At 36.1% G+C, this 23614-nt stretch carries 22 protein-coding genes; 11 read left to right on the forward strand and 11 right to left on the reverse strand.

The annotated features are described in order from the left end of the window. Nucleotides 1–120 precede the first annotated feature (120 nt). The 7 genes from V0410_RS16865 to V0410_RS16895 all read left to right on the forward strand — a co-directional run bounded on the left by V0410_RS16865 (nt 121) and on the right by V0410_RS16895 (nt 6614). Nucleotides 121–702: an LUD domain-containing protein gene (locus tag V0410_RS16865; protein ID WP_110008379.1), complete on the forward strand. Its 582-nt coding sequence runs from the start codon at nt 121–123 to the stop codon at nt 700–702. Nucleotides 703–726: 24 nt separating this feature from the next. Continuing rightward, entirely contained in the window at nt 727–1599 is an 873-nt protein-coding gene (locus V0410_RS16870; protein WP_110008380.1) for a phosphatidate cytidylyltransferase, read from the forward strand. Between the two features lie 4 nt (nt 1600–1603). Then, nucleotides 1604–2260 (forward strand): phosphatidylserine decarboxylase family protein, encoded by a 657-nt coding sequence (locus V0410_RS16875; protein ID WP_110008381.1) that lies wholly within the window; start codon nt 1604–1606, stop codon nt 2258–2260. 436 nt (nt 2261–2696) lie between these two features. Further along, nucleotides 2697–3689, forward strand: coding sequence for a helix-turn-helix transcriptional regulator (locus V0410_RS16880; RefSeq protein WP_330744970.1), 993 nt, complete (start codon nt 2697–2699; stop codon nt 3687–3689). A 97-nt stretch (nt 3690–3786) separates the two neighbouring features. Next, the gene (locus tag V0410_RS16885) at nt 3787–4200 is read left to right on the forward strand and encodes a transposase (RefSeq protein WP_330744971.1); all 414 of its coding nucleotides are present in this window, start codon (nt 3787–3789) and stop codon (nt 4198–4200) included. Between the two features lies 1 nt (nt 4201). Then, nucleotides 4202–4519 (forward strand): helix-turn-helix domain-containing protein, encoded by a 318-nt coding sequence (locus tag V0410_RS16890; RefSeq protein WP_330744972.1) that lies wholly within the window; start codon nt 4202–4204, stop codon nt 4517–4519. Nucleotides 4520–4811: 292 nt separating this feature from the next. Then, nucleotides 4812–6614: a hypothetical protein gene (locus V0410_RS16895; RefSeq protein ID WP_330744973.1), complete on the forward strand. Its 1803-nt coding sequence runs from the start codon at nt 4812–4814 to the stop codon at nt 6612–6614. 50 nt (nt 6615–6664) lie between these two features. On the opposite strand, the gene V0410_RS16900 is transcribed toward V0410_RS16895, so the two are convergent. The 4 genes from V0410_RS16900 to V0410_RS16915 all read right to left on the reverse strand — a co-directional run bounded on the left by V0410_RS16900 (nt 6665) and on the right by V0410_RS16915 (nt 10555). Continuing rightward, the gene (locus V0410_RS16900; RefSeq protein WP_330744974.1) at nt 6665–7012 is read right to left on the reverse strand and encodes a DUF1801 domain-containing protein; all 348 of its coding nucleotides are present in this window, start codon (nt 7010–7012) and stop codon (nt 6665–6667) included. 18 nt (nt 7013–7030) lie between these two features. After that, a complete protein-coding gene (locus tag V0410_RS16905) occupies nt 7031–8869 on the reverse strand; it encodes an ABC transporter ATP-binding protein (RefSeq protein ID WP_131437222.1) in 1839 nt (612 codons plus the stop codon). A 232-nt stretch (nt 8870–9101) separates the two neighbouring features. Continuing rightward, nucleotides 9102–10022, reverse strand: a complete 921-nt coding sequence (locus V0410_RS16910) for a M28 family peptidase (RefSeq protein WP_330744975.1) — start codon at nt 10020–10022, stop codon at nt 9102–9104. 143 nt (nt 10023–10165) lie between these two features. Beyond that, nucleotides 10166–10555, reverse strand: coding sequence for a DUF4293 family protein (locus V0410_RS16915; RefSeq protein ID WP_330744976.1), 390 nt, complete (start codon nt 10553–10555; stop codon nt 10166–10168). Nucleotides 10556–10699: 144 nt separating this feature from the next. Here V0410_RS16915 and rho point away from each other — a divergent pair, with 144 nt between their 5' ends. Continuing rightward, the gene (gene rho, locus V0410_RS16920; protein WP_110008390.1) at nt 10700–12529 is read left to right on the forward strand and encodes a transcription termination factor Rho; all 1830 of its coding nucleotides are present in this window, start codon (nt 10700–10702) and stop codon (nt 12527–12529) included. Nucleotides 12530–12557: 28 nt separating this feature from the next. Here rho and V0410_RS16925 read toward each other — a convergent pair whose 3' ends face one another. Further along, nucleotides 12558–13307, reverse strand: coding sequence for a 4-hydroxy-tetrahydrodipicolinate reductase (locus V0410_RS16925; RefSeq protein WP_330744977.1), 750 nt, complete (start codon nt 13305–13307; stop codon nt 12558–12560). A 280-nt stretch (nt 13308–13587) separates the two neighbouring features. Here V0410_RS16925 and V0410_RS16930 point away from each other — a divergent pair, with 280 nt between their 5' ends. Next, nucleotides 13588–14184 carry a superoxide dismutase gene (locus V0410_RS16930; RefSeq protein ID WP_330744978.1) on the forward strand — a complete coding sequence of 199 codons (597 nt, stop codon included), beginning with the start codon at nt 13588–13590 and terminating at the stop codon, nt 14182–14184. Between the two features lie 133 nt (nt 14185–14317). Here the strand turns inward: V0410_RS16930 and V0410_RS16935 are convergent, their stop codons facing one another. From V0410_RS16935 to V0410_RS16950, 4 genes are all read right to left on the reverse strand, one after another. Then, nucleotides 14318–15085: a GLPGLI family protein gene (locus tag V0410_RS16935; RefSeq protein WP_330744979.1), complete on the reverse strand. Its 768-nt coding sequence runs from the start codon at nt 15083–15085 to the stop codon at nt 14318–14320. Between the two features lie 57 nt (nt 15086–15142). Then, complete coding sequence (locus tag V0410_RS16940; RefSeq protein ID WP_330744980.1) at nt 15143–15406, reverse strand: hypothetical protein; 264 nt, start codon at nt 15404–15406, stop codon at nt 15143–15145. Nucleotides 15407–15656: 250 nt separating this feature from the next. Then, on the reverse strand, nt 15657–16076 hold the full coding sequence (locus tag V0410_RS16945) for a DUF6146 family protein (RefSeq protein WP_330744981.1): 420 nt from the start codon (nt 16074–16076) through the stop codon (nt 15657–15659). A 51-nt stretch (nt 16077–16127) separates the two neighbouring features. Then, entirely contained in the window at nt 16128–17318 is a 1191-nt protein-coding gene (locus tag V0410_RS16950) for an endonuclease/exonuclease/phosphatase family protein (protein ID WP_110008396.1), read from the reverse strand. Between the two features lie 247 nt (nt 17319–17565). On the opposite strand from V0410_RS16950, the gene V0410_RS16955 reads away from it, so the two are divergent. Together V0410_RS16955 and V0410_RS16960 are read left to right on the forward strand one after the other, a co-directional pair. After that, nucleotides 17566–20442 (forward strand): carboxypeptidase-like regulatory domain-containing protein, encoded by a 2877-nt coding sequence (locus V0410_RS16955; RefSeq protein ID WP_330744982.1) that lies wholly within the window; start codon nt 17566–17568, stop codon nt 20440–20442. Between the two features lie 26 nt (nt 20443–20468). Then, on the forward strand, nt 20469–21875 hold the full coding sequence (locus V0410_RS16960) for a DUF5689 domain-containing protein (protein ID WP_330744983.1): 1407 nt from the start codon (nt 20469–20471) through the stop codon (nt 21873–21875). 115 nt (nt 21876–21990) lie between these two features. On the opposite strand, the gene V0410_RS16965 is transcribed toward V0410_RS16960, so the two are convergent. After that, entirely contained in the window at nt 21991–22452 is a 462-nt protein-coding gene (locus V0410_RS16965) for a hypothetical protein (RefSeq protein ID WP_330744984.1), read from the reverse strand. A gap of 352 nt (nt 22453–22804) precedes the next feature. After that, nucleotides 22805–23356, reverse strand: a complete 552-nt coding sequence (locus V0410_RS16970; protein ID WP_110008398.1) for an inclusion body family protein — start codon at nt 23354–23356, stop codon at nt 22805–22807. Nucleotides 23357–23614 lie beyond the last annotated feature (258 nt).

Here is a 23614-nt window from a genome sequence, read left to right on the forward strand (position 1 = left end):
AATTAATAAAAACCTGACAATCGCAAAATTGTCAGGTTTTTTCATATTTAAGGAGATATTTTGGACACTATTGTAATTTATTTTCTATTTTTGTATAAAGTTGACTAAAAATAGATTAAGTTGAATTTATTCAAGAGGATTGTAAGCAAACTTACCAACCAGCCTGAAGAAGAGGACAAACAGAGCCTGGAGAAACTTGGGGATTCGCTGAAAAATGCGGATCTTGACTATAAGTTTGCGCAATTATTTACGCATTCGGGAGGATTTTTTAATTATTGTGCAGATGAAGCGGAAGCTCTACAAACTTTAAATCAAATTATTAAAATAGAAGGTGTTCACAACCTTTTCTGCTGGGATAAAGAACTTCAGAACTTTTTGAACGTTGTGAAGTCTTCATATACGTCAGAACTACAACCGTCTAATGACGCCGCATTCATCACGTGTGAATATCTCATTGCCTATGACGGCAGAATCATGCTTTCGCATAACAATATCCTGCATTATCATTCCTCAAGGCTTCCTGATAAAATTATCATCATTGCCAATGTTTCTCAGATTGTAAACAACCTGAATGATGCCATGGGGAAAATAAAAAGAAACGGAAATATCAAGAACCTTACTTCCATCAGCGGAAGCCAATCGAAAATGGACAGTTCTTCCAATTCCAATACAAAACTGTTTTTATTGCTGCTTGAAGATTAAGCAACCACTTCTAAATTTTAAATTTTGGACAAAAATCTCATTCAAAGAACCGTATCAGGTATCGTTTATGTAGCCATCATTATTCTTTGTTCTACTCCGTTGGGAGCGCAGCTGCTGAACAGTATTGCACCTGGTCTTGCCAAACAGCAGTATCTGTATCACGGTTTAATGAGCCTTCTGCTGATTGTAGGAACCTGGGAATGTGTTAAAATTATGAAGTTTGGAAACGGCTATGAAAAATGGGTCGTATATCCATTGGTCATTTTTATTTTCTACATGTTTTCCAAAAGGTATTTTAATCACGATTTCTTTTTTGATTTCAGACTTAGTGAAATATTAGCACTCGCCTTGATCGGAATAGCTGTGGTAACCTTATTCAAATATCCCAACGAATTATACTTTGACAGCGGGAAACTAATTTTTACCGTTATTTATGTGGCTCTCCCGTTCAGTTTTGCTTTGGGACTGCCCAAGTTCTCCAGTTATAATGAAAACTTCTCTCTGGAAGTTCTTTTCCTGTTTATCCTGATCTGGAGTAGTGATACTTTTGCCTATCTGGTAGGAAAATTCTTTGGAAAACATAAAATGGCTCCTAAGATTTCGCCTAAAAAAACATGGGAAGGTTATGCCGGAGGTGTTGTCTTAACATTGGTGTTGTCTTATTTTATCGAACATTATCAGCCCGAGCTGAGAGGAAACTGGATGATCGTAGGATTTCTGGTGGCGGCCTTTGCTCCATTAGGAGATCTGGTAGAAAGTCAATTGAAGAGAAACTTCGGTGTAAAGGACAGTGGAAACATCATTCCGGGGCATGGAGGAGTTTTAGACAGGCTGGATAGTTTTATTATCTGCGTTCCTGTCGTATATTTGTACTTTATTTTAGAAAAATTTATTTAATCTCATGAAATTACATAGAGAATCAAAAGGAACGATTACCGTTGCGACCATACTTTTTATCATTCTGGGCGCTTTAGCAATTTATTTCCTTGAAATATGGTCCCTGCTGATCATTATGCCTTTGTTGGTTATTTACAGTTTAGTATTCTGGTTTTTCAGAGTTCCGGACCGTAATATTCTTGACCACAGAGAAAATGTGATCGCTCCGGTGGACGGAAAAGTGGTTATGATCAAAGAAGTAGAAGAGGATGAATTTATAAAAGGTAAAGCAATCCAGGTTTCTATTTTTATGTCTCCACTGAATGTTCACATCTGCAGATATCCGGTTTCAGGAGAAGTGATTTACAAAAAATACCACCCGGGAAAATATCTGGTAGCATGGCATGAAAAATCTTCTACAGAGAACGAAAGAACTACGGTAGCAGTTCAGACGATGACCAATCATAAAGTAGTCTTCAGACAGATTGCCGGATATGTAGCAAGAAGAATTGTATTCTACTGTAATGAAGGGGATAAAGCCAAAGCCGGGCATGAGTTCGGATTTATAAAATTCGGTTCAAGAATGGATGTATTCCTTCCTTTAGACACAGAGATTATCTGTAAGATCGGAGATATTACAAAAGGAGGTGAGGATGTTATCGCCAAACTGAAAGAAAACTAAGATTCTTATCATAGATAAAAAACCAAAAGAGAGCTTTTAAAGCTCTCTTTTTTATTTGTGGTATAAAGGTATATTTTGTTGTTTGAGTTTAATTACGCATGAGTATTATTGCGTATTGGAAGAGTTATATTTTTCCATTGGGATCAATAATTTTGCATGCTTAAAAACACAAGCTCATGCTTTTAAGTGATCGGAGGTAAATGATTGTTAATTTATTATCAAAAATGGTATTTCATTTGATAATTTTAACATCGAATTTTAGTAAATTGTAGCTAGAAAAACACCTTAATCATCTCCTTTTTAATGCTGAAAAAGACTGATACATTTCGTTTTGTAGATTTCTGTTTTGCATGAAAGGCTGTTAATATTGGAAAATTTATACTTTCAGGAGTACAAATGCCAACTTAAGCTTGTGAGAGCATAAAAAAACAACAAGATGATTTATAAGTTTTTCTTTAAGATGATTAACGACGAAACTGAGAAGATGGATGATGATTTTGAAAGTAGTTATCTTCATCTTATTAACCGGTATTTGCTTTTATTGTTTTTCATATTCCTGTTTTACTCCATTTTTATTATTACTTTTTTTGGGGATATGCTGATCTCCATATTTCTTACCATTATTACCTTCTTCTGGCTGCTGCTCATGGCCATCAAAGGAAAAACCAAACGGTTCAGAAAGGTTTTAAAACCTTCCATTATCGGGATATTTGTTTTACTCACATTTATAGTAAGTTTTTTTCATATTTATACTTATAAAAACGCTGGTGTAGAGTACTTTTACTTTTGTCTTCTGTTTGCTGTTCCGTTCTTTTTGAAATACAAACAGGACTCCCTTACGATCTTTTTTATTACATTCATCATCAGTATCAATTTCATTGCATGTCTGTATTTTGATTTTGATTTCCTGCCAAAGAGCAGATTCATAGAAAAAGAAGATTTTAAAACAATCAAACTGCTGAATATTTTATTCTCCGTTGCTTCCTTTTTAATGGATATCGTATTTATTACCCAGAAAGACGCATTGATTCATGGCTTAATTTCCGATAAAAAGGAAAAGGATTCCACCATCAAGGATCTGGTCAAAACGAATTCGGAATTGATGAAACACCAGATGCTGATTAACCATCTTTCAGAGGAAAATATTCAGGAAATACTGAATTTAGCGGAAAGCAATTCACCCATGTTTTTTGAAAAATTTCAGGTATTTTTTCCTCATTTTATTCCGGATATTTTACAAATAAATCCTAACCTGATCCATTCTGAGCTCTATTTCTGTGCACTGATGAAGCTGGATTTTGATACAAAAAAAATAGCACAGTGTACCAATAACAGTATCCGGGCTGTAGAAAGTAAAAAATATAGGATCCGGAAAAAACTGAATATTTCCTCAGAGATCAATATCAACAGCTTTTTGATTAAAATTTAAACAGAATTCCGATTTTTGTTACTCATGCGTAATCTTGAGTAGGTTCTGATGGTGTTTTTTGATTTTCTTGTCAATATTTTTACTTAAAAACATTGTGATGAATATTAAGAACATTCATATTGGAAGCCTGATCCAATCCAAAGTGGAAGAGTATCAGATTTCAATAGAAAGAATTTCCCGGTTTTTAAACAGTACGGAAGATGAAGTGGAGAGTATGTATCATGCAAAAAGTATGGATACTGATGTTCTTCTGAAATGGTGTAAACTTTTAAAATTCGATTTCTTCCGGTTTTATACCGGACATCTCATTTTATATGCTCCCCAGGCGAGAATTGATAATGTGTTCACTCAAAAGGAAAATACCCTGGTTTTCAGAAAAAGCATTTATACGCAGGAGGTTAAGGATTTTATTCTTGATAAAATAAAGACAGGGAAAATGACGGCCAATGATGTGGTTAAAAGGTATAAAATACCCAAGACCACTTTATATAAATGGATGAAAAAGATATAAGATGATGCCAGATTATAAGCAGATTTATACCGACATTCTTGAAGAAAAATTTCCCGAGAAATTATCAGATACCGCCATCAGGCTTAAGCTGGAAACATTGCATTCAGCTTTTGATATTCTGAAATTTAATCAACTGGTTTTTGGAGAAACAGAATATACAGTGGAACGTAAAAACCAGAGGCTGCGTTCTTATGATAAGGAATCAATTCTGAAAATTCTCAGTTATCAGAAAAGAAATGAGCTGACCAATCTTCAGGTGAGTGATCATTTTAAGATAAGCCGAAATACCATTGCAAAATGGAAAAGTATTTTTAAATGATGACTGATATTGCGTTTTTTAAACAAAATGATTTTATTTTTTATAATAAATAAGAAGTATTGGTGCTTTTAAGTTATTTTGATTTAGCTATTTGAATGTATGGTTGGGTTTTGTTAAAAAGCTCAACTTTTTATTTGAATTTTTACCGGGATAAATTATTGATATTTTGTGAGTTTTACTACGCGTGAGTAGTATTGCGTAGCAGGGAATTATTTTCTAACCGTCTGTGGTTGATAATTTTGTGGAAGTTAAATGTCCGGATTATTATTATCAAACAATTATAACTTATACAATGATGGAAACAAAATTTACAATGCCTCCAATCAAAGTCCTGCTCATAGCAATGCTCTTTGTTTTTGGAAAATCTTTTTCTCAAACCAATAATGGTGCAGTAGGGATTAATACTACAACGCCGAACTCTAATTCCGTTTTGGATGTTATTTCAGGAAATAACAACAAAGGAGTACTTATTCCAAGGTTAACAGAAGCGCAGCGAAACGCAATTGTAATCAATCAATCCAATGATGATGGCTTGACGATTTACAACACCACAGAAGGCTGTTTCAATTACTGGAGCTTTGCGGATAAAGAATGGAAAAGTGTGTGCGGACAGCTGGGTAAATCTGTTTTTACCATAGACTGTTCCACTTCCAAAGCAATGGGAAGCTATGTAAAAGGAAAAGAACTTACCAATTCCAATTACCTGAAGATTGCCGTGAATGTGACTAAACCCGGTAATTATACCATTTCCGGAACAACCACAAACGGATATAATTTTTATGGAACCGGAGTATTTCTAAACACCGGAACCCAAACAATACAGATTCCGGGACAGGGAACTCCTCAGAATATACAGACAGATAATGTTGCTCTTGAAGCCAACGGAACTGAAGTAACTTGTACCCCTGCGATTTCGATTGCTGTTCTGAGTCCTGCAGGTACCTATACCATGAGCTGTGGAACTGCAACGGTAAATGGAGTATACAAGGTGGGAACAGCTCTTACTGCTTCCAACACAATTACTTTACCTGTAAATGTTTCAACATTGGGAAGTTACACCGTTACCACCAATACGGTTGACGGAATTTCTTTCAGCGGATCAGGCACATTTACTTCTACGGGAAATCAGAATATTACATTAAGCGGAACAGGAACTCCAACTTCTACATCGGTGAAAACAATTACCATTACTTCAGACAGCCAGGGTGGGGTATCTACAACATGTTCTGTAAATGTAGTGGTTGTCATTCCTAAAAAAACGGTTCTCCATATCGGATTAGAAACAGCTTACGGGTATAGCGCCTATACCGGTCCGTCAAGAAGTCTGATGGATTCTCCAACAAACTTTGGTACCACCGCTTCCAGTATTGTTAAATATGAAGGCTTTACGCATACCTCTTTAGGGAACTCACCTTCATCAGCTGCTCTTCAGACGGCTCTTAATAATAAACCGGATATTGTTGTCATTGGCTACAACTATACACCTAATGCTACAGATGCCGGTTATATTGCTTCCTATCTTAATAAAAAAGGAGTTGTTATTGCGATGACAGATGATACGGGCACTGCACAGAATTTATTCAGAGGAATATTCTCAGATCCTACCATTTCAGCATCTTATGGAGGCGGTGCAGGTTCCGTGTATGCTCTTACCAATTCTGATGATCCCATCCTTAACGGACCTTTTGGAGATGTAAGAGGGAAAAACTGGGGTGAAGATGCATCTACCACAGTAAATATTTCAGGGTTGACAAGCGGATTTGTTCCTTACAGCTATGCGCAGCCTATCAACAGTACAACTACCAGAACAGGAATTTCAGGATTAAGAAATACCAGCCTGAACTTTATATGGTTTGGTGACGGTGGCTTTTTAAGTAATGAAAATGCCAATGGAAACCAGTATCCAAGTAATACCATTGAGCCTTTTGTAGCACCAAGTTCAGGAGGATATTTCCCGGTTCAGAAGTCTTCTTACGGATACGCAGGAAACGGATATACGACAGGAGGAATGCAGGTTCAGAATTCAATCCTCTTTGCCAATATGATTGCCTGGGCAATTAAGCAGGCAGAATTCAACGGAATAAACACACAATGATAAAAGGTTTTTAAAGATGACTCCGGCACGATTATTCGTGCCGGAGTTTTTTATTTTATATGTCTTTTAACTTCCTGTACAAGGTTCAATATCAATTCTACGGGAATATCCTCTTCGGTATCAATAAGAAGGATTTTAAACTTCTTTCTGCCGTCCCGGATCAGCTCAGGATAATCAAGTCTGTCACCATGATAAAAACTCAGATAATGCTTTTGATATTTTTTGCTGTAATAGAAGTAGCACAACATTTTCTTCTTGTATTTGATAAACGGAAGTCCGAAACTGAATGTTTCTGTAATATTTTCCGGATCTGAAGCTAATATCATGTCACGTAAAAATAAAAGAGTACTTCTTTCAGGTTCTTCGATTCTGTAGAAATACTCTTGTATAGGGTTCATTGTAAATCAATTAAAAGATTAGTCGAAATTTTGAAGTTCGACAAGTTTATGATACATTCCTCTTTTTGCAATCAGGTCGTGGTGGGTTCCCTGTTCCACGATATCACCTTTTTCCATTACTACAATCCAGTCTGCTTTCTGAATGGTCGAAAGGCGGTGGGCAATCACTAAAGAAGTTCTGTTTTCCATCATTTTCTCCAGCGCATCCTGTACGAATCTTTCAGATTCTGTATCCAGGGCAGAGGTTGCTTCATCAAGAATCATGATCGGTGGGTTCTTCAATACCGCTCTGGCGATAGAAACCCTTTGTTTCTGGCCCCCGGAAAGCTTGTTTCCATCATCACCGATATTGGTATCATATCCTTCGGAAAGATTGGAAATAAAAGAATCTGCATTGGCAATTTTAGCAGCTGCAATTACCTCTTCTTTGGTGGCATCAGGTTTACCCATCAGGATATTGTTATATACAGAATCGTTGAATAATACGGATTCCTGTGTTACCATTCCCAGCAGCTGGCGGTATTCCTGTAATTTTAAATGTTTAATGTTTGTCCCGTCAATCAGAATTTCTCCTTCCGAAACATCATAAAATCTTGCTAAAAGATTAGCAATCGTTGTTTTACCACTTCCACTTTGTCCGACAAGAGCAACCGTTTTTCCCTTAGGAATGGTTAAATTGAAGTTTTTAAGAATAAGATTCGCTTTGTCATAATAGAATCCAATGTCCTTGAATTCAATATTGTTCTGAAGCGTTGTAATAGAAACAGGTTCTGCAATTTCTTCAATTTTCACATCCGCTTCAAGGATTTCCAATACTCTTTTCAGGGAAGCTTCTCCTTTCTGTACATTGGAAATAGAAGTCGATAAACTTTTTGCAGGAGGAAGAATCTGGAAGAACATACCTAAAAATACAAGGAAGTCTGCCGGAGAAATGCTTTGCTCAACAATAATTTGTTTCCCGCCATACCAGGCAATAATCAGGAAAGTAATAGAACCTAAGAATTCGCTCATTGGAGATGCTAATTCTTTCTTCTTACCCAAATTAATAGAACTTGAGATCCATTTGTTCATAGAATGCATGAATCTGTTATTCATGATTTTCTCCCCATTGAATATTTTAATAACCTTTGAAGATTTCAATGTTTCATCCACAATAGAGAAGATGGTTCCCAGTTCGCTTTGTGCTTCGTGTGAGTCTTTTTTAAGGCTTTTTCCGATCAATGCAATCATTGTTCCCATCACAGGAAGAACCAATAGTGAGAAAAGAGTCATTTCCGGGCTCAGGAAAAATAAGGTAACCAATGTACTGATCAGCATAAAAGGCGCATTAATCAGTTCAATCAAGCTTCCTAAAATATTTCCTTCCACTTCTCCTACGTCATTGGACATACGGGACATCATATCTCCTTTTCTGCTCTCTGTAAAGAATGAAACAGGAAGGGAAAGTATTTTTCTGTACATCGCTCCACGCAGGTCTTTGGTTACTCCCACACGGTAATTGATCAGTAATAAAGAGCCGAAATAACGGAATGCGTTTCTTAAAAAGAACATAAATGCAGTAATGATACACAGCCAGGCAAGAACAGTAAGTGCCCCGTAATTGCTCACCAGTGTCTGTACATAATAATTGGAATATTCTTTTACATAAGAGAAAAAATCAACAATATCACCGGAATATACTGGTGCTTTCTCATATTTTTCAGGTTTTATAGTGCCAAAAAGCATTCCTAAAACCGGTAGAATAGTCCCCAGGGAAGCAATCTGAAATACAGAATACAGGATATTGAAAAATAAACTTCCGTAGATATATTTTTGATGCGGCCTCGCGAACTTTAAGATTTTTTTATATTCGTTCATTCAATTAAAAAATTGGATAGCAAAATTACGTAAAATTAAAAGATAAGACGTTCTTAATCCTGTTTTACTTTACCGGATAAGTTTCAAAAAATGTCTTTTTGTTACAACTTAGCATTCTTGAAAGGTATTTTTTAACAGATAAGCCTGAACGAGATTTGGAACAGTACATAAGAATGCTGTCTTGTTTAATGAAAAAAAACCGCTTAAACAGCGGTTTTATATGATTGTTTTCTTAGAACTTCACCTGGTCATTATATTTAGGCGCAAAATTTTTAGGACTCAGTTTATCCAGTGTTTTTCCCAAATTATTGATGATCTGCGTCATATTATCAAAATCTACAATATTGACATCATCATTTTCGTGGTGATAATGAGAGGCTTTCGTCATATCAACAGTAGAAAATGAATGGGCAATGATTTTCTTTTTGACAAAGCTTACATTATCTGAACGGTAAAACAGCTGCTGTTTTGCATAGGGATCAGCATTGATTTTTAATCCGTTTACTGCATTTTGATTGAAAAGTTCATCAAGGTCAGAGAATCCGTCTCCCGTCATATATAATGTATTTTTTCCCCATTGAGATTCCGTAGCAACCATTTCGAAATTAAAAAGAGCTGTCATTTTATTATAAATGTGATCCAGATTCTTATCAGTGGAAATTGCTCTTGAACCCAGCATTCCCTTCTCTTCTCCATTGAATGCCATGAACACCATAGAGAATTCCGGTTTTTTGTTTTTTAAATAATCGGCGATACCTACCAGAGTCGTAATTCCGCTGGCATCATCATCTGCTCCGTTATAAATATTGTCTCCGCTTTTATCACTGGTTCCGATATGGTCAAAATGTCCTGAGAAGCCCAGATACTGATCGGATTTTCCTTTTTTGATTCCGCAAACATTGTATACGGTCTTTCCGTTGTAGTCAAAAGGTACCAGATAAGATTTTCCGGTACAGTATTCCAGATTATTTTCTTTGAAAAGTGTAGCGATGTAATTGGCTGCATTTTCATTTTCCTGTGTTCCGATTTCACGGCCTTTCATTTCATCGGAAGCGAGAGTGGAAAGAACCGTCTTTACTCTTTCTTTGGAAATTTCCTGAGCGAAGGTGAATATGGAGAATAGTGATAAAGTAAGATACGTAAGCTTTTTCATTGTCTTTATTAAATTATATAATCTGTCGTTTTTTTAATCAAAAAGTTGCAATGAATTTACATAATTTAATTTAACAATGGATAACCAATAAAAAAAACAGCTCCTTAAAAGAAGCTGTTCTCACTCAAAAAATCGTTGTAAGGCTATCGAAGTCTGTCTACAGATTTTACGAGCCTCTCATCTTTACGGATGTAAATGTTTGCTATCAGCAGACAGATTACCGCAATCAATGGGAAAATCGGCTCAATACCCTTCTCAGGAATTTGAATTCCTCCGGATAAGTTTAGTAACCAGTACGCCAATACACCAATCAACAAAGCGTTTATAATGATGCTGATGGTATTCAGCAAAATTTGTCTTTTTCTGTTTTTGAAACTGAAAATACTTAATGCTCCGGTAATAACAAGTACGATACAGCCTATATTAAGTAAAGGAATACTGTCTGAAATGACAACATCCTGTCCTGTTATAAAAAGGAAAACTGCAGCTAAAACTGCTAATAAGGTCCATATGGTTTGTATTCTCTGTAGCATTGAATATTAAATTCTTGGCAAAAATAATATAAATTTTGCACAATTCAAAAATAAGTGTAGATTTGCATTATACAATGTACTTGAAAACAAAAGTCACCGGACTTACTTTTCTTACTCACAATTAATTACATTTTTACATTAAATATGTTTAACATAGAAACGTTAAGGTCAAAATCCGTAACGGAACTGACTAAAATCTTAAAAGATTTGGGCGTTAAAGTTGCAAGAAACAGCAATGAAAATGACAAGATCTTTGCTATTCTTGACTTTCAGGCTTCTAACCCTAAAGTCGCAAAAGATTATTTCAACGCCACCGAAACCGCCAGTATAAATACTGAAGAGGCTCCAGCAGAAAAACCTGCCAAAGCCCCGGCAAAAAAAGCTGCCCCTAAAAAAACAGCAGCCAAGCCAAAAGCAAATGCAAAAGCTCCGGTAGAACCTAAAACAGAGGAAATAGTAGAAGAAAAGGTAGCTGCTCCTGAAGAAATTAAACCGGAAGAACCCAAAGTGGAAACCGCAGCAGCCACGGTAACAGAAGAAACCGCAGCAAGCGCTCAGGCAAAAAAGAAAAGAAAAAGAGTTTCTACCAATGCAGCTAATGCAGAAGTATCTCAGGAAAGAGTTGAAACTCCAAAAAACACAGAATCCCAAGAGCCTGTTCAGGCTGAAGAAAAGCCTAACAATCCTCAACAACCACAGGCTAACAGACCTCAAAAAGGACACAACCATCCACAGAACGGTGGAAACCAACATAAAAACCAAAACCAGCAACATCAGCAGCACCAAAACCAAAATCAGAATCAAAACAGACATTCTGAAAAGGCAGAGGAGCAGAATGACCATAAAAAAGAATTTAATTTCGATGGATTGGTAAGCATTGAAGGGGTTTTGGAAATTTTACCGGATAACTACGGATTTTTACGTTCTTCAGATTTCAGCTATATCTCTTCTCCTGATGATGTGTATGTTTCTACCGCTCAGATCAGAAATTTTGGTTTAAAAACCGGAGATACGGTAAAAGGAATTGTAAGACTTCCGAAAGAAGGTGAGAAATACTTTTCATTATTAAGACCTACAGAAGTTAACGGACGTGATCTTGCATTTATCAAAGACCGTGTTGCTTTTGAATATCTTACCCCGCTTTTCCCTGAAGAAAAATTCAACCTTGCTGGAAGCGGTTCTACGGTATCCACAAGAATTGTAGATTTATTTGCACCTATCGGAAAGGGACAGAGAGCAATGATCGTTGCACAGCCTAAAACCGGTAAGACAATGTTGCTTAAAGATATTGCTAATTCTATTGCAGCCAACCACCCGGAAGTATACATGATGGTTCTTCTGATCGATGAACGTCCGGAGGAGGTTACTGACATGGAAAGAAGTGTGAATGCAGAAGTAATTGCTTCTACATTTGACGAAGCTGCTGAAAAACATGTAAAAGTAGCTAACCTTGTTCTTGCGAAGGCACAAAGAATGGTTGAATGCGGACATGATGTAGTCATCTTGCTGGATTCTATCACCAGATTGGCAAGAGCATATAACACGGTAACCCCTGCATCTGGAAAAGTACTTTCCGGTGGGGTAGATGCCAATGCACTTCACAAGCCGAAAAGATTCTTCGGAGCTGCAAGAAAAATTGAAGGAGGAGGATCTCTGACAATTATTGCAACAGCATTGATTGATACAGGATCCAAGATGGATGAAGTAATCTTTGAAGAATTCAAAGGTACAGGTAACATGGAACTTCAGCTGGACAGAAAAATTGCCAACAGAAGAATTTATCCTGCTATTGATCTTGTCGCATCAAGTACCCGTAGAGATGATCTTCTTCTTGATGAAGTAACTTCGCAGAGAATGTGGATCCTTAGAAAGTATCTTTCTGAGATGAACCCTGTAGAAGCGATGGAATTTGTAGATAAAAACATCAAAGGAACTCTTAATAATGAAGAATTCCTGATGTCTATGAATAAATAATAAGTTAAATTGTTAATAGGCCGGGCTTCTATACTTTGAAATAAGGATGTAATAAATCCTCAAATTTATAGAAGCCTGGTTTTTTATTGATCAGATGTTCGGCAGCAAATAAAGCTCCGTTACCAAAGGCATCTCTTGAAATAGACTCGTGAATAAGCCTTACCGTCTGGAATGGAAAACCGAAAATAACCTCATGTTTTCCTACAATTCCCCCGGCTCGGATCGTATTTATCTTTTCATCTTTCAAATCCAGAACATCTGCTATACGGATAGCTGTTCCTGAAATTCCCTGTTTATCTTTAAAATGCTCTTCCACTATTTCAATATCTACAGAAGGAGCAATCTTTTTTAAGAACTGAGCGGCATAAAGCAGATAATTAATACCCAAAGTAATATTAGGTGACCAGAATATAGTGGCTTTCTGAGCCAGTTTATTCAGGAAACGCACTTCCTTATCTGAATAATGTGAAATGGCGGATATGATTCTTACTTTCTTTTGTGCGGCAGATTCTCCGTAAGTATAAATTCCATCTTGTGATGAAAAGTCGATAATGGCATCTACGGGATGCTCTTCCAGTAATTCTTCCACACTCATTTTTTTCTCTGAATAAAAATGACCGGGATCATCACTTTCCACCCCAAGAAAATCTGCGGCATCTCTGGCAGATGATCTGCTTGATTTTCTGTAGATCCATTGCAGAGAATGATCTTTGTTTTGAAGAATAACTGAGGCTACAGCTTTTCCTGCTTTTCCGAATCCAAAAAGTCCAATTTTCATAATAATAAGTATATAAGGTTAAATATTCAGCGATAGAAGTGTTTTTGTATAAAAATTTACTTCGTATTGTGGAAGTTACGAAATTGAAAATAAACGATGCTTTGAATAGGATATAAGGCTTCACAATGAAGAGCTTTTTTTGATGAGATTAAAATTGATTACAATTTAATTCATTCTAAATCAATATATCAATGTTAAAGATTTATTAAAGTAATCCAGAATCCTTGATAATCCCTTAAATATTGGCTAATTTTGAATTATAACATTAAAAATAAAGATTATGTCATTTGAATTACCAAAACTAGGATATGCATACGATGCATTAGAGCCAACGATCGATGCAAGAACTATGGAGATCCACCATACAAAACACCACCAGGCATATATTGACAATTTAAATAAAGCAATTGAAGGAACTGATTTAGCAGGAAAAACTATTGAAGAAATCTGCCAGACAGGGACTGACAAGCCAGCTGTAAGAAATAATGGAGGAGGTCACTTCAACCACTCTTTATTCTGGGAAATTTTAACTCCCGGAGGAAGCAAAGAGCCTGTAGGAAATGTAAAAGCGGCTATTGAAAACTACGGAGGTTTTGATAAATTCAAAACTGATTTTTCTGACGCTGCTAAAACAAGATTCGGTTCAGGATGGGCTTGGTTGGTAAAAAATGCTGACGGTTCCGTATCTGTTTCTTCTACACCCAACCAGGACAACCCGTTAATGCCTGTAGCAGACGTTAAAGGAACTCCTGTTTTAGGATTAGACGTTTGGGAGCATGCTTATTATTTAAACTACCAAAACAGAAGACCTGACTATGTTTCTGCGTTCTTTGATGTAGTAAACTGGGATAAAGTAGAGGAATTATTCAATAAATAATTTTCAGCTATTATAAAAATTAAAAGGAGACTGTCTCAAAAGGTAGACCAACACTCTGAGAATTTCTTAAATGACAAAATTTGTCACACAAGAGTCTGAGAGAAAGGTGCTTTTAGACAGTCTCCTTTGTCTTTTAATCTATGAATAGATTGTCTTTTTTAAATTTTTCGTTAATAACCTTTGGGTCTGCTAATTGAACACTATTCCCCATATACATTTTAGCTTTTCCAGCAGGATCAGCGTAAAAATCGTTTCTTTCTTTAATGAAATTTGCTTTTGTTGTTTCAATAAAGTTTTTTGGTAAGGTTATATTCAAACTTTGTTTCTTAACACCAACCAAACTAAATGTAAAATAATGGTTTAGATCATACACTTCAACAATCAGTCCTGGGAGTCCTTTAAATCGAAATGGTCCGTCATGAGATGGTATGTCAGAAGTAAACCAAGCTGTAAACTTTCTGTTGTCGAGCATACAAGCTGCTTTCTGACAATTAAATTCACCTATTTTCTTTTTCTCATTTTCTATTGTCCAGTTTATTGTTTCGGCGGGATATCCGTAAAACTTATTGACAATTTTATCAAGTACTTTTATTTTTTTGTCTATACTGTAAAATACCTCATGATTTACCCTTGCTTGAGGCATGGAAGCAAAGTTTATAGTGTAATTTCCTTTGTCAAAGTTGCTTTGTACGATTGAATCTCTACGCATTTTTGAGAAGCTTTTATAGATAGATTCTTTACCATCTGAAAGTAGTACCATCGTCTCTTCAAATTTCCGGTCTTTATCTAAGGAATCACGCATGAACGTGTACTTATAATAAAATACGGTACTTGATTTCACTTCTTGTGCTTGAATGAAAGTTGTTATGCTAATAATAAATAGTAGTAATAATTTTTTCATTTTTTACATAATTATAGAACTCAGATAGTTTATTTACTATCTGAGTTATTTTTTTGATTACTGATGACAGTTAATTTGTTCAACGGCTTCTGCATCGCTCATTAAACACTCGGTTCCCCATTCGCTACACCATGTTGTGTATGAATTAAGTCCGCAAGATGTTTGAACAAAAACTTGTATACATCCAAATGCTTTTACTTTGTTTTCCTTTTCCTCTTCTTTGATTTCTGTAACCTTGGAATAAAGATTTGATGCTACTGTGCTTTTAGCATTTACTAATCCAGCAACTCCGAAAGCTGCTAATAAAATAATTTTTTTCATAATGAGTTTTTTTAAATTCATTACTAAAATATAAAATAAAATCAATTTTTCGTGAACTATTTTTTTATGTTAAGTCTCTGTTTTCTAGTTGTTTTTGCATCGTTAAATTAAAGGGTTGTATTTTTACTACGGAAATTCGAAATACTATTAAGAAAGACTTTCTATTGAGTATTTCAATGGAATTTAAACAGCATTTATATAAAAAAGGTTCAAAATTACTTTGAACCTTTTTATTGAGGATGTTTTAAATTTATCTTATTGCATCGCTTCCGGATAATCCATTCAATCTTAGCTTATACTTCCAGTTTACATAGACAAAAACCTGGTATAATTTGTATTCAAACTTGATTCCGTAATTTTCCTTAGGATCATAATCGATTCCGGATTCTATAATATTTCTGTATCTGCCGGAATTATAATAACTGTTCCATTCGTTGACCAAAAAAGTATTTTTTGTCTTGAGATAAGATTCTGAGTACTGGCTGATCGGTTTGGCAACAGCATTTAGAAAATAATCAAATTGGGTATCGATAACGGTAAGGTCCCATTCTCCGTCTTCATTTTTAGAAGGCTTCATTTCATGGTGCTCTTTATCTTTCTTCGGCGTTTCCTGAGAAAAGCAGCTGAAAGGGACCAATGCAATCATTACTAATAAAATAATATTTTTCATGACACAAATATTTATATAAAAAAAGCACTCCAATAAGAGTGGCTAAATTTTTTATGGTTCTTTCTGAAGAACTACAAATGCCGGGAAGTGATCACTGTAGCCTCCTGTGAACTGGTCTCCATTCCAGGATCTGAAAGGATATCCTTTATAATTTCCTTCTTTATTAACGAGATAAGCCGGGGCAAAGATTTCTGTTTTATACACAGAATATTCTTTAGTCACCTGATCTGAAATTACATTTTTAGAAACAATAATCTGGTCAAAAAGGTTAGGAGCGTCCTGATAAGCCAGAGAAGCAACTCCTTTCTTATATAAAGGATACATCAGATTAAGATAAGGTGTTTCCTCGCTCAGGTCTTTTGGATTTGCCTGAGCTTTCAGGTGGTTTTTTAAACTTGGGCTTACAGGGTCATCATTAAAGTCACCCATTGCGAAAAGCTTCGTCGTTGGGTCTGCAGCTCTTACACTGTCCATTTGTTGTTTTAATAAGGCTGCAGCTGCATTTCTTTTAGGTAGAGAAATGGCTTCACCACCTCTTCTTGAAGGCCAGTGGTTCATGAAAAATGCTACTTTTTCATTATCTAAAAATCCTGTTACCACAAGGATATCTCTTGTATATTCTCTTCTTCCGTTGTCACCGTAAATAACCAGTTCTTTTTTTAATGAATTGGTAGGCGTGAATCTTCTTTTCTGATAGATCAGTGCGACGTCGATTCCTCGGTAGTCATAAGAATTGTAGTGTATAATTCCGTAATCATATTTCTTTAGGGCAGGTTCGTTCACAAGATCCTGGATCACTTGCCTGTTTTCAACTTCAATTAAGCCTACTACTGCAGGAGCTGTTTTGGTATACTGAGCTCCCATTTCAGAAATTACCTTAGCTTCGTTAGCCAGTTTTGCCTTATAAATTTTACTTCCGTAATTCTTTGGGCTTTTTGGGGTAAATTCTTCAGAGCCCCCTTGCTCTCTGACTACTTTTTTACCAATTAAAGCCCCGTCACTCCATGGCCCGTCATATTTTTCAGCTTCAAGAAATTTAATAGAATCCATAGGAATACTTCTGTGGAATGCCGGATTCTTAATATCCTTGGTTCCGTCTATATAATCTGCTGAACGAATAGTATCCCAAAGGTTTTCTACATTTAAGAAACCTACGGTTGCTACTTTTCTCAGTTTTCCTTGTTGTTGGGAGAATGCCACGATCGAAATAAACAGGGCAAACAGACTCGAAAATCTCTTCATCTCTTTGGAGTTTTATTATTCTATTAATTACAAATTTACTTTTTTTTAACTCACTGCGTTTTAAATATTTGTAAATTTAAAAGCAGTAATTCGAATCTCTCTTTTATAATGATTCTTAAAAGATTGCAATGTTAAGAAAAAAATACGTTAAAAAAGTTCTGGATTGCAAAATTTGTTTAAATTTGTGCCCCCAACTTTTAAACTGTTGAAAATTAACAATAAAAGTATTAAAAAAATAAATATACTCATGATTAAAAAATTATCATTGATCTCTTTATTTACCTTGCTGCCTGCGTCCTATTATTATGCGCAGACAACAGTGTTTGCGTATCTTAAGGATGCGGAAGGCAAACCCGTTGAGCAGGCAAGTGTAGATTTAAAAGGAGCAGGAAATGATGCAAAGGCAGACAAAATCGGATATTTCCAATTTACGGATTTGATGCCCGGACATTATCAGATTATGGTTACAAAAGCCAATTTTGAAACTAAAATTTTTGAATTTGACGTAACCAGTGATGAGAAAAGAAAAGATCTTGGAGTAATTACCCTTTATTCTGCATTAAATGGTGCAGATCAGGGGTTGGCTATCATAGAAGATTCCGGGGAAAGTGACGGTGGCGGTGCACAGCAAACTGCAACCGTAGGGTTATTACAGTCATCTCAGGATGTTTTCAACAGAATGGCAAGTTTTGATTTAGGTCCCTACTGGTTTCGTCCAAGAGGAATTGACAGCAGAACAGGTGAGAATATGATCAATGGGGTTTCTATGGCCGCTGCAGATAATGGAGATGTAGATTTCAGCACCTGGGGAGGATTGAACGAAATTACCCGTTACCCGGAAATTGCAGCTAATCATGCCCCTTCAGAATATGCTTTCGGAGGAACTACCGGAGTATTTTATAAGAATACAAAAGCCAGTGAGTACAGAAAAGGAAGTCAGTTGACGTACTCTCTGACCAACAGAAATTACAGGAACAGATTATCTTACAGATTCTCTTCCGGAATGAACAAGAACGGATGGGCATTTACCGGAATGATTGCCAGAAGATGGGCACGGGAAGGGATCCAGGATGGTACTGCTTATGATGCATACAGTGGATATCTTGGTATTGAAAAAAAATTCAGTGATAGTCATACCATGACTTTAAATGCCATTGGGTCCAAATATGCAAGAAGTTCTTCAAGTCCAAGTACCCAGGAAGTATACGACTTCAGAGGTGTTCATTACAACTCGTATTGGGGATGGCAAAACGGAGATAAAAGAAATGAAAGAGTGAAAAGAGGTTTCCAGCCGATGATTCAATTGCAGGATTTCTGGAAAATCAATAAAAACTCTCAGCTATGGACGTCTGTTTCTTACCAATTTGGGAAAGAATATAGTTCAAGACTGGACTGGTACAGAGCCAATAACCCGTCTCCAACGTATTACCGTAATCTACCAAGTTATTGGTTAAACTATACAAATCCGTCTCCTGAGCAGGCTGCCAATATCGGAATTACAAGAGACTGGTGGACCAATGATGACCAGTCACACACACAGATCAACTGGGATAATCTTTATAATGCCAACCGAAATGTAGAATACAATGCATTATTGGGCGGAAGAAGAGCCGCTTACTATCTTGTGGATGATGTGAAAGACGATAAAGTATGGAATGTATCTACTCACTATACTTATAACTTCACCGATACTTCCCGTTTTATTTTAAATTTATCTTATCAGAATTACAGATCTGAGCAGTACAGAGAAGTAAATGACCTTCTGGGTGCTGATTTTGCCCTGAATATGGATCCATTTGCATCCAACACCACGGCAGGAAGTGTTTGGGGAAAATTCAATACAAGAGAAAGCGATACTGATGTTGCCAAAAGAGAGGGTGATAAAATCGGGTACAGCTATATCTTCAGAAGACAGGAATTCAAAATAAACCCCGCTTTCAAATTCTCCACAGGAAAATTTGATGTTTTCATCTCGGGATTATTCGGTTACACTACAAACAGCAGAGAAGGACTGTTCCAACACTATCTGTATGAGTCTTCTTATGGTAAAGGTGCAGATCAGAATTTCTGGAATGCAGGCGTTAAAGGTCAGGTTACCTATAAAATCAATGGAAGAAACTTCCTGGTGTATAACGGAGCTTACTTCTCGCAGTCTCCTTTCCTGAATGATATTTACTTTAATACAAGAGTAAGTGGTGTTACCACTCCTGGTATCAAAAATGTTGTTGTTGATGCCAACGACCTGAGCTATGTAATCTCTACTCCGATTGTTAAACTTAGATTGACCGGTTATCTTGTTAACACCCAGAACGAAACAAGTGTACAAAGATATTTCGCACAGGGAGTTAAACTGACAAACCTTACGGAGAGTGGTGATCAGGCTCCGGTTCAGGATGGTGCTTTCATTACGCAGGTACTGGCAGGAGCCAATAAGAGAAACATGGGGATTGAACTTGGTGCACAGGTAAAAGTGACGCCTACTTTAACGGCAAGTGGTTTATTAAGCTTAGGACAATACACGTATACTAATAATCCTACCGTTTATTTTGCATCTGATGCTGTTGGAACGTTCAGAGAGCTTGACGGGAACGGAAATATCGTATCAAGGTCTTATACCAATATGGGGGAAGCAACGCTTAAAAATTACAGACAGGGCGGAACTCCTCAGGAGGCATATACTTTAGGTCTTCGTTACAGCAGTCCTCAATACTGGTGGGTAGGAGCAACATGGAATTATTTCGGGCATTCATTCTTAGACCCATCTCCGGTAACCAGAACCGCAAGATTCTATACCAATCCTAACACACCTGGAGTTCCTTATGATCAGGTAACTGATGAAGAACTTGCAAGAGTTCTTACGCCTACAAAGCTTCCTTCGGCATTCTTCTTCAATGTTAATGCAGGGAAGTCATGGCTGATTGGTAAGTATTATGTGCTGGTGTCTGCATCTGTCAATAATATCCTTAATAACAGAAATTATATTACAGGAGGATTTGAGCAGACCAGAAACGTTAACTATATTGATTATGCGAATGATTACGACAGCGGAAATATGGTATTCGCTCCAAAGTATTGGTATAATCAGGGTAGATCTTATTTTGTTAATCTTCAATTCAGATTCTAAAAAACTAAAATTAAAAATCGAAAACAATGAAAAATATATATTTTAAAGCGGCGATTTTCAGTGCTATTTCAATGCTGTCCTTCTCATCTTGTGTAAAAACTGATGATTATGAGGTGCCGGAAATCAAATGTACCAACAAATTTGCAGCAGCTAATCACCCGTTAACAGATCTTGCTACTATTGCAAAAGCAAAACCAACTGAAGCTGATATCATTAAAGAAGATTATATTGTTGAAGCATATGTCTCTTCAAGTGATGAATCAGGAAATATCTATAAAATGATGTTCCTTCAGGATAAGCCTGAAAATCCGACGCAAGGGATTGAAATTGACATCGATGGCGGAAATCAGTATCTTGATTATCCTACCGGATCTTTAGTAAGAATCAACCTGAAAGGATTGATCGTTCAGGGAGTTAATGGCAACATTAAAGTAGGTTCTTTTGATCCTAATTATTCTATCGGTAGAATTAATCCTAATAAACTATCCAATTACATGGCAAGAGTTTGTGACGGACAAAAGGCTGTAGTAACCGCAATAAAGCCATTAGAATTTAATTCTATCGCTGATGCTTTGAAGAATGGTGCTCACATCAATCAGCTTGTGAAAATTAAAAATGTTCAGTTTGAAGAGCCTGAACTGACAAAAACTTTTGCGGATGAATCAGGGACAGGAGATCGTTATATTACTGATAAAAAAGCGGGTAGATTAGACCTTCGTTTCAGCAACTATGCAACTTTTGCGAAATCTCCCATCTCTCCTAAATATGAAAAAAGTGGTGATATCGTTCTTCTTCTGAGCCGTTTTACAAGTTCAAGTAACGCAACTATTTTCACAGATCAGGCTTATATCAGAACTCTTGATGATATTAATTTCTCTAATCCAAGATTCAATCCTGGTGAACCAGATGCTCCTTCTGCTTCTGCTGTAAACCTTTTCGCAGGTTCAGATTTTGAAAGCTGGACAACTTTCTTATCAAGTGTAAACAATTTCGGACTTAAGCCTTATGCTACACAAGGCCTAGGCCTGGGATACAATGGTACAAATTCACTTCAGATCAAAGGTACTCCTACAGCTAACGATTATGTATTTACATCTGTTGCTGCAACAGGAATACCAGCTGTACCAAAAAGAATTACAATGTATATCAAAGGTACTGCAACAGGGAAAAGTCTTTCTTTCAACGTATATAAAGCAGGTGGAGGCTTCTATGTATTCAACTTAGGAACATTCTCTACTGGTGCTACTTTAGGAGTAGAAAGTGCTAACTCTTACAACGGTTCTATCAATACAAATGGACAGTGGAGATTAGTTGAGCTTACCCTTACAGGAATTGCAGATATTAACACTACAGCCGGAAAAGATATGTTTGCTATCAAAACCGGGAATGGTGGAGTGTATGATCTTCAGATTGATAATATCAAAATTGAATAATACATTGGTATTTTTTATTAAAGACGACTGATTAGTCCTAAATAAAAAGGTTGTTTTCACAATTGAAAACAGCCTTTTTTATGTTTTGGAGATTGGTTTTATCAAAACTATAGTTTTATTCACTTCTCAGATGCATCTTTACTTCCTGATCAATGTCACTCTTATCCCATTTAAACGGTATTTCAGACAATGGCCATCCAACATTATAATGATCATAATTTTTATAGATGTGATATTTATTTAAAGAATCAGTAATATCAAACTTGTCTAATATCAGATATCCATTTCTGATGTTCATAGAGTCATAAACAACGAGATATTTTCGCCCATAAATAAATTCTCCGTCTTGATGAGCATTTCTAATAACTCCTTCCTCATAACTAAAAGTAAAATCATTTCCCTTTTTACGTGCTCTGTCTCCATAATAAACGGAAGTAATTTCTCCTACAGTATATTTGGCATTTTTAAGTATTATTGCGGTTGGCGGGCTTATAGCCTTATACTTTAAAAAATAGATGATCCAACCTATGCCACAGATTATTATTATTATTATTAAAACCTTATTCTCTCTCTTCATTTAATAAAAATTATTTTACTTCCTGATTAACAATATTTCCTGCGTCGTTTAGCAATAGTTTGTACAAACGTTTCATATAATATTTCCAGTATTAATAACAATATTTGCGATTGCTACGCTGTAGGAACTTTGCTTATAGTTGCTGTGAAGGTAATCATTTTAGGAGTTTCATTAACAAATACATTAAAATTATCGGTCATATATTTTGCCTCTTGAAATTTTTCCACATTAAGGTTGATTTTAATATTAGTGAACTATATCTTGCAATAATTTTATGGTCTACGGGATTTTGAGATATTAAAAAGCAAAAACCACCGCAGTTTATCTAGATGCAGTGGTCTTTTATTTTCTTTTATTTAACCGTAATCGTTGGATCCCAGTAAAAGTAACCGTACAGAATCTGTTTGTTACTGTCATTCGGATCTAAAATATAAAGTCCAAACTGTACATAGAAATTCTCTGTTCCTGTAGCTTTTACTTTAGAGTCGATACTCGCAAAAGTAATATCAGCGCTGGCGGCAGGAAGACCGTTTTGAGAATTTAAATTAGGTACCGCAGCCTGTCTTCTTTCAACAGAATTGTACATAAAGCTGTTAAAAACCTGATCACCGGACCAGTATTTAATATTGTAGATGATCACAGCATCATCAGAATTTTGATAGATTGATGTTCCTCTGAAAGAAACTATATCTCCGGCTCTCGCACTGAAGTTCAGATCAGCTGTGCCCTGTCCGGAAATAGCGTTGGCATTTGAAACGATCATATGCTGACTGTTATGATCAATTCCTGTAGGATTATTAGGATCCTTACTTGGATTTGGATAAGTAGATCTTACATAATCTGTGTCAATAACGATCAGGACATCAATTTCCTGACTGGATGATTTTAGTTCTATATCTTCCATGATATTTAGTTTTTGTCTGGTGTTTCTTACTCGTATGGCTTTTCAGATTCCGCCCCGTTATTTAAGTGAATCCGGCTTCACCTTCTTGGATGTAATTACAATACAAATGTATACTGCTGAAAATGAAAATAGTAGAGTGAAAATGCTGAAATTTATGATTAGGTATTTGTACTTAATTAATCTCTTTGTAGTGATTTTTTATCAGCCCAAAAAAATACCCTGAAAAATTTGACTTTCCAGGGTACCCATTTTATAATG

This window comes from Chryseobacterium sp. CP-77, assembly GCF_036362765.1.
Taxonomy (GTDB): domain Bacteria; phylum Bacteroidota; class Bacteroidia; order Flavobacteriales; family Weeksellaceae; genus Chryseobacterium; species Chryseobacterium cupriresistens.

What these genes read in the sequence shown, in the direction of transcription:
- V0410_RS16875 (WP_110008381.1), top strand. Translation starts at nt 1,604, where the DNA reads ATGAAATTACATAGAGAATCAAAAGGAACGATTACCGTTGCGACCATA.
- V0410_RS16880 (WP_330744970.1), top strand. Translation starts at nt 2,697, where the DNA reads ATGATTTATAAGTTTTTCTTTAAGATGATTAACGACGAAACTGAGAAG.
- V0410_RS16885 (WP_330744971.1), top strand. Translation starts at nt 3,787, where the DNA reads ATGAATATTAAGAACATTCATATTGGAAGCCTGATCCAATCCAAAGTG.
- V0410_RS16890 (WP_330744972.1), top strand. Translation starts at nt 4,202, where the DNA reads ATGATGCCAGATTATAAGCAGATTTATACCGACATTCTTGAAGAAAAA.
- V0410_RS16895 (WP_330744973.1), top strand. Translation starts at nt 4,812, where the DNA reads ATGATGGAAACAAAATTTACAATGCCTCCAATCAAAGTCCTGCTCATA.
- V0410_RS16900 (WP_330744974.1), bottom strand. Translation starts at nt 7,012, where the DNA reads ATGAACCCTATACAAGAGTATTTCTACAGAATCGAAGAACCTGAAAGA.
- V0410_RS16905 (WP_131437222.1), bottom strand. Translation starts at nt 8,869, where the DNA reads ATGAACGAATATAAAAAAATCTTAAAGTTCGCGAGGCCGCATCAAAAA.
- V0410_RS16910 (WP_330744975.1), bottom strand. Translation starts at nt 10,022, where the DNA reads ATGAAAAAGCTTACGTATCTTACTTTATCACTATTCTCCATATTCACC.
- V0410_RS16915 (WP_330744976.1), bottom strand. Translation starts at nt 10,555, where the DNA reads ATGCTACAGAGAATACAAACCATATGGACCTTATTAGCAGTTTTAGCT.
- rho (WP_110008390.1), top strand. Translation starts at nt 10,700, where the DNA reads ATGTTTAACATAGAAACGTTAAGGTCAAAATCCGTAACGGAACTGACT.
- V0410_RS16925 (WP_330744977.1), bottom strand. Translation starts at nt 13,307, where the DNA reads ATGAAAATTGGACTTTTTGGATTCGGAAAAGCAGGAAAAGCTGTAGCC.
- V0410_RS16930 (WP_330744978.1), top strand. Translation starts at nt 13,588, where the DNA reads ATGTCATTTGAATTACCAAAACTAGGATATGCATACGATGCATTAGAG.
- V0410_RS16935 (WP_330744979.1), bottom strand. Translation starts at nt 15,085, where the DNA reads ATGAAAAAATTATTACTACTATTTATTATTAGCATAACAACTTTCATT.
- V0410_RS16940 (WP_330744980.1), bottom strand. Translation starts at nt 15,406, where the DNA reads ATGAAAAAAATTATTTTATTAGCAGCTTTCGGAGTTGCTGGATTAGTA.
- V0410_RS16945 (WP_330744981.1), bottom strand. Translation starts at nt 16,076, where the DNA reads ATGAAAAATATTATTTTATTAGTAATGATTGCATTGGTCCCTTTCAGC.
- V0410_RS16950 (WP_110008396.1), bottom strand. Translation starts at nt 17,318, where the DNA reads ATGAAGAGATTTTCGAGTCTGTTTGCCCTGTTTATTTCGATCGTGGCA.
- V0410_RS16955 (WP_330744982.1), top strand. Translation starts at nt 17,566, where the DNA reads ATGATTAAAAAATTATCATTGATCTCTTTATTTACCTTGCTGCCTGCG.
- V0410_RS16960 (WP_330744983.1), top strand. Translation starts at nt 20,469, where the DNA reads ATGAAAAATATATATTTTAAAGCGGCGATTTTCAGTGCTATTTCAATG.
- V0410_RS16965 (WP_330744984.1), bottom strand. Translation starts at nt 22,452, where the DNA reads ATGAAGAGAGAGAATAAGGTTTTAATAATAATAATAATAATCTGTGGC.
- V0410_RS16970 (WP_110008398.1), bottom strand. Translation starts at nt 23,356, where the DNA reads ATGGAAGATATAGAACTAAAATCATCCAGTCAGGAAATTGATGTCCTG.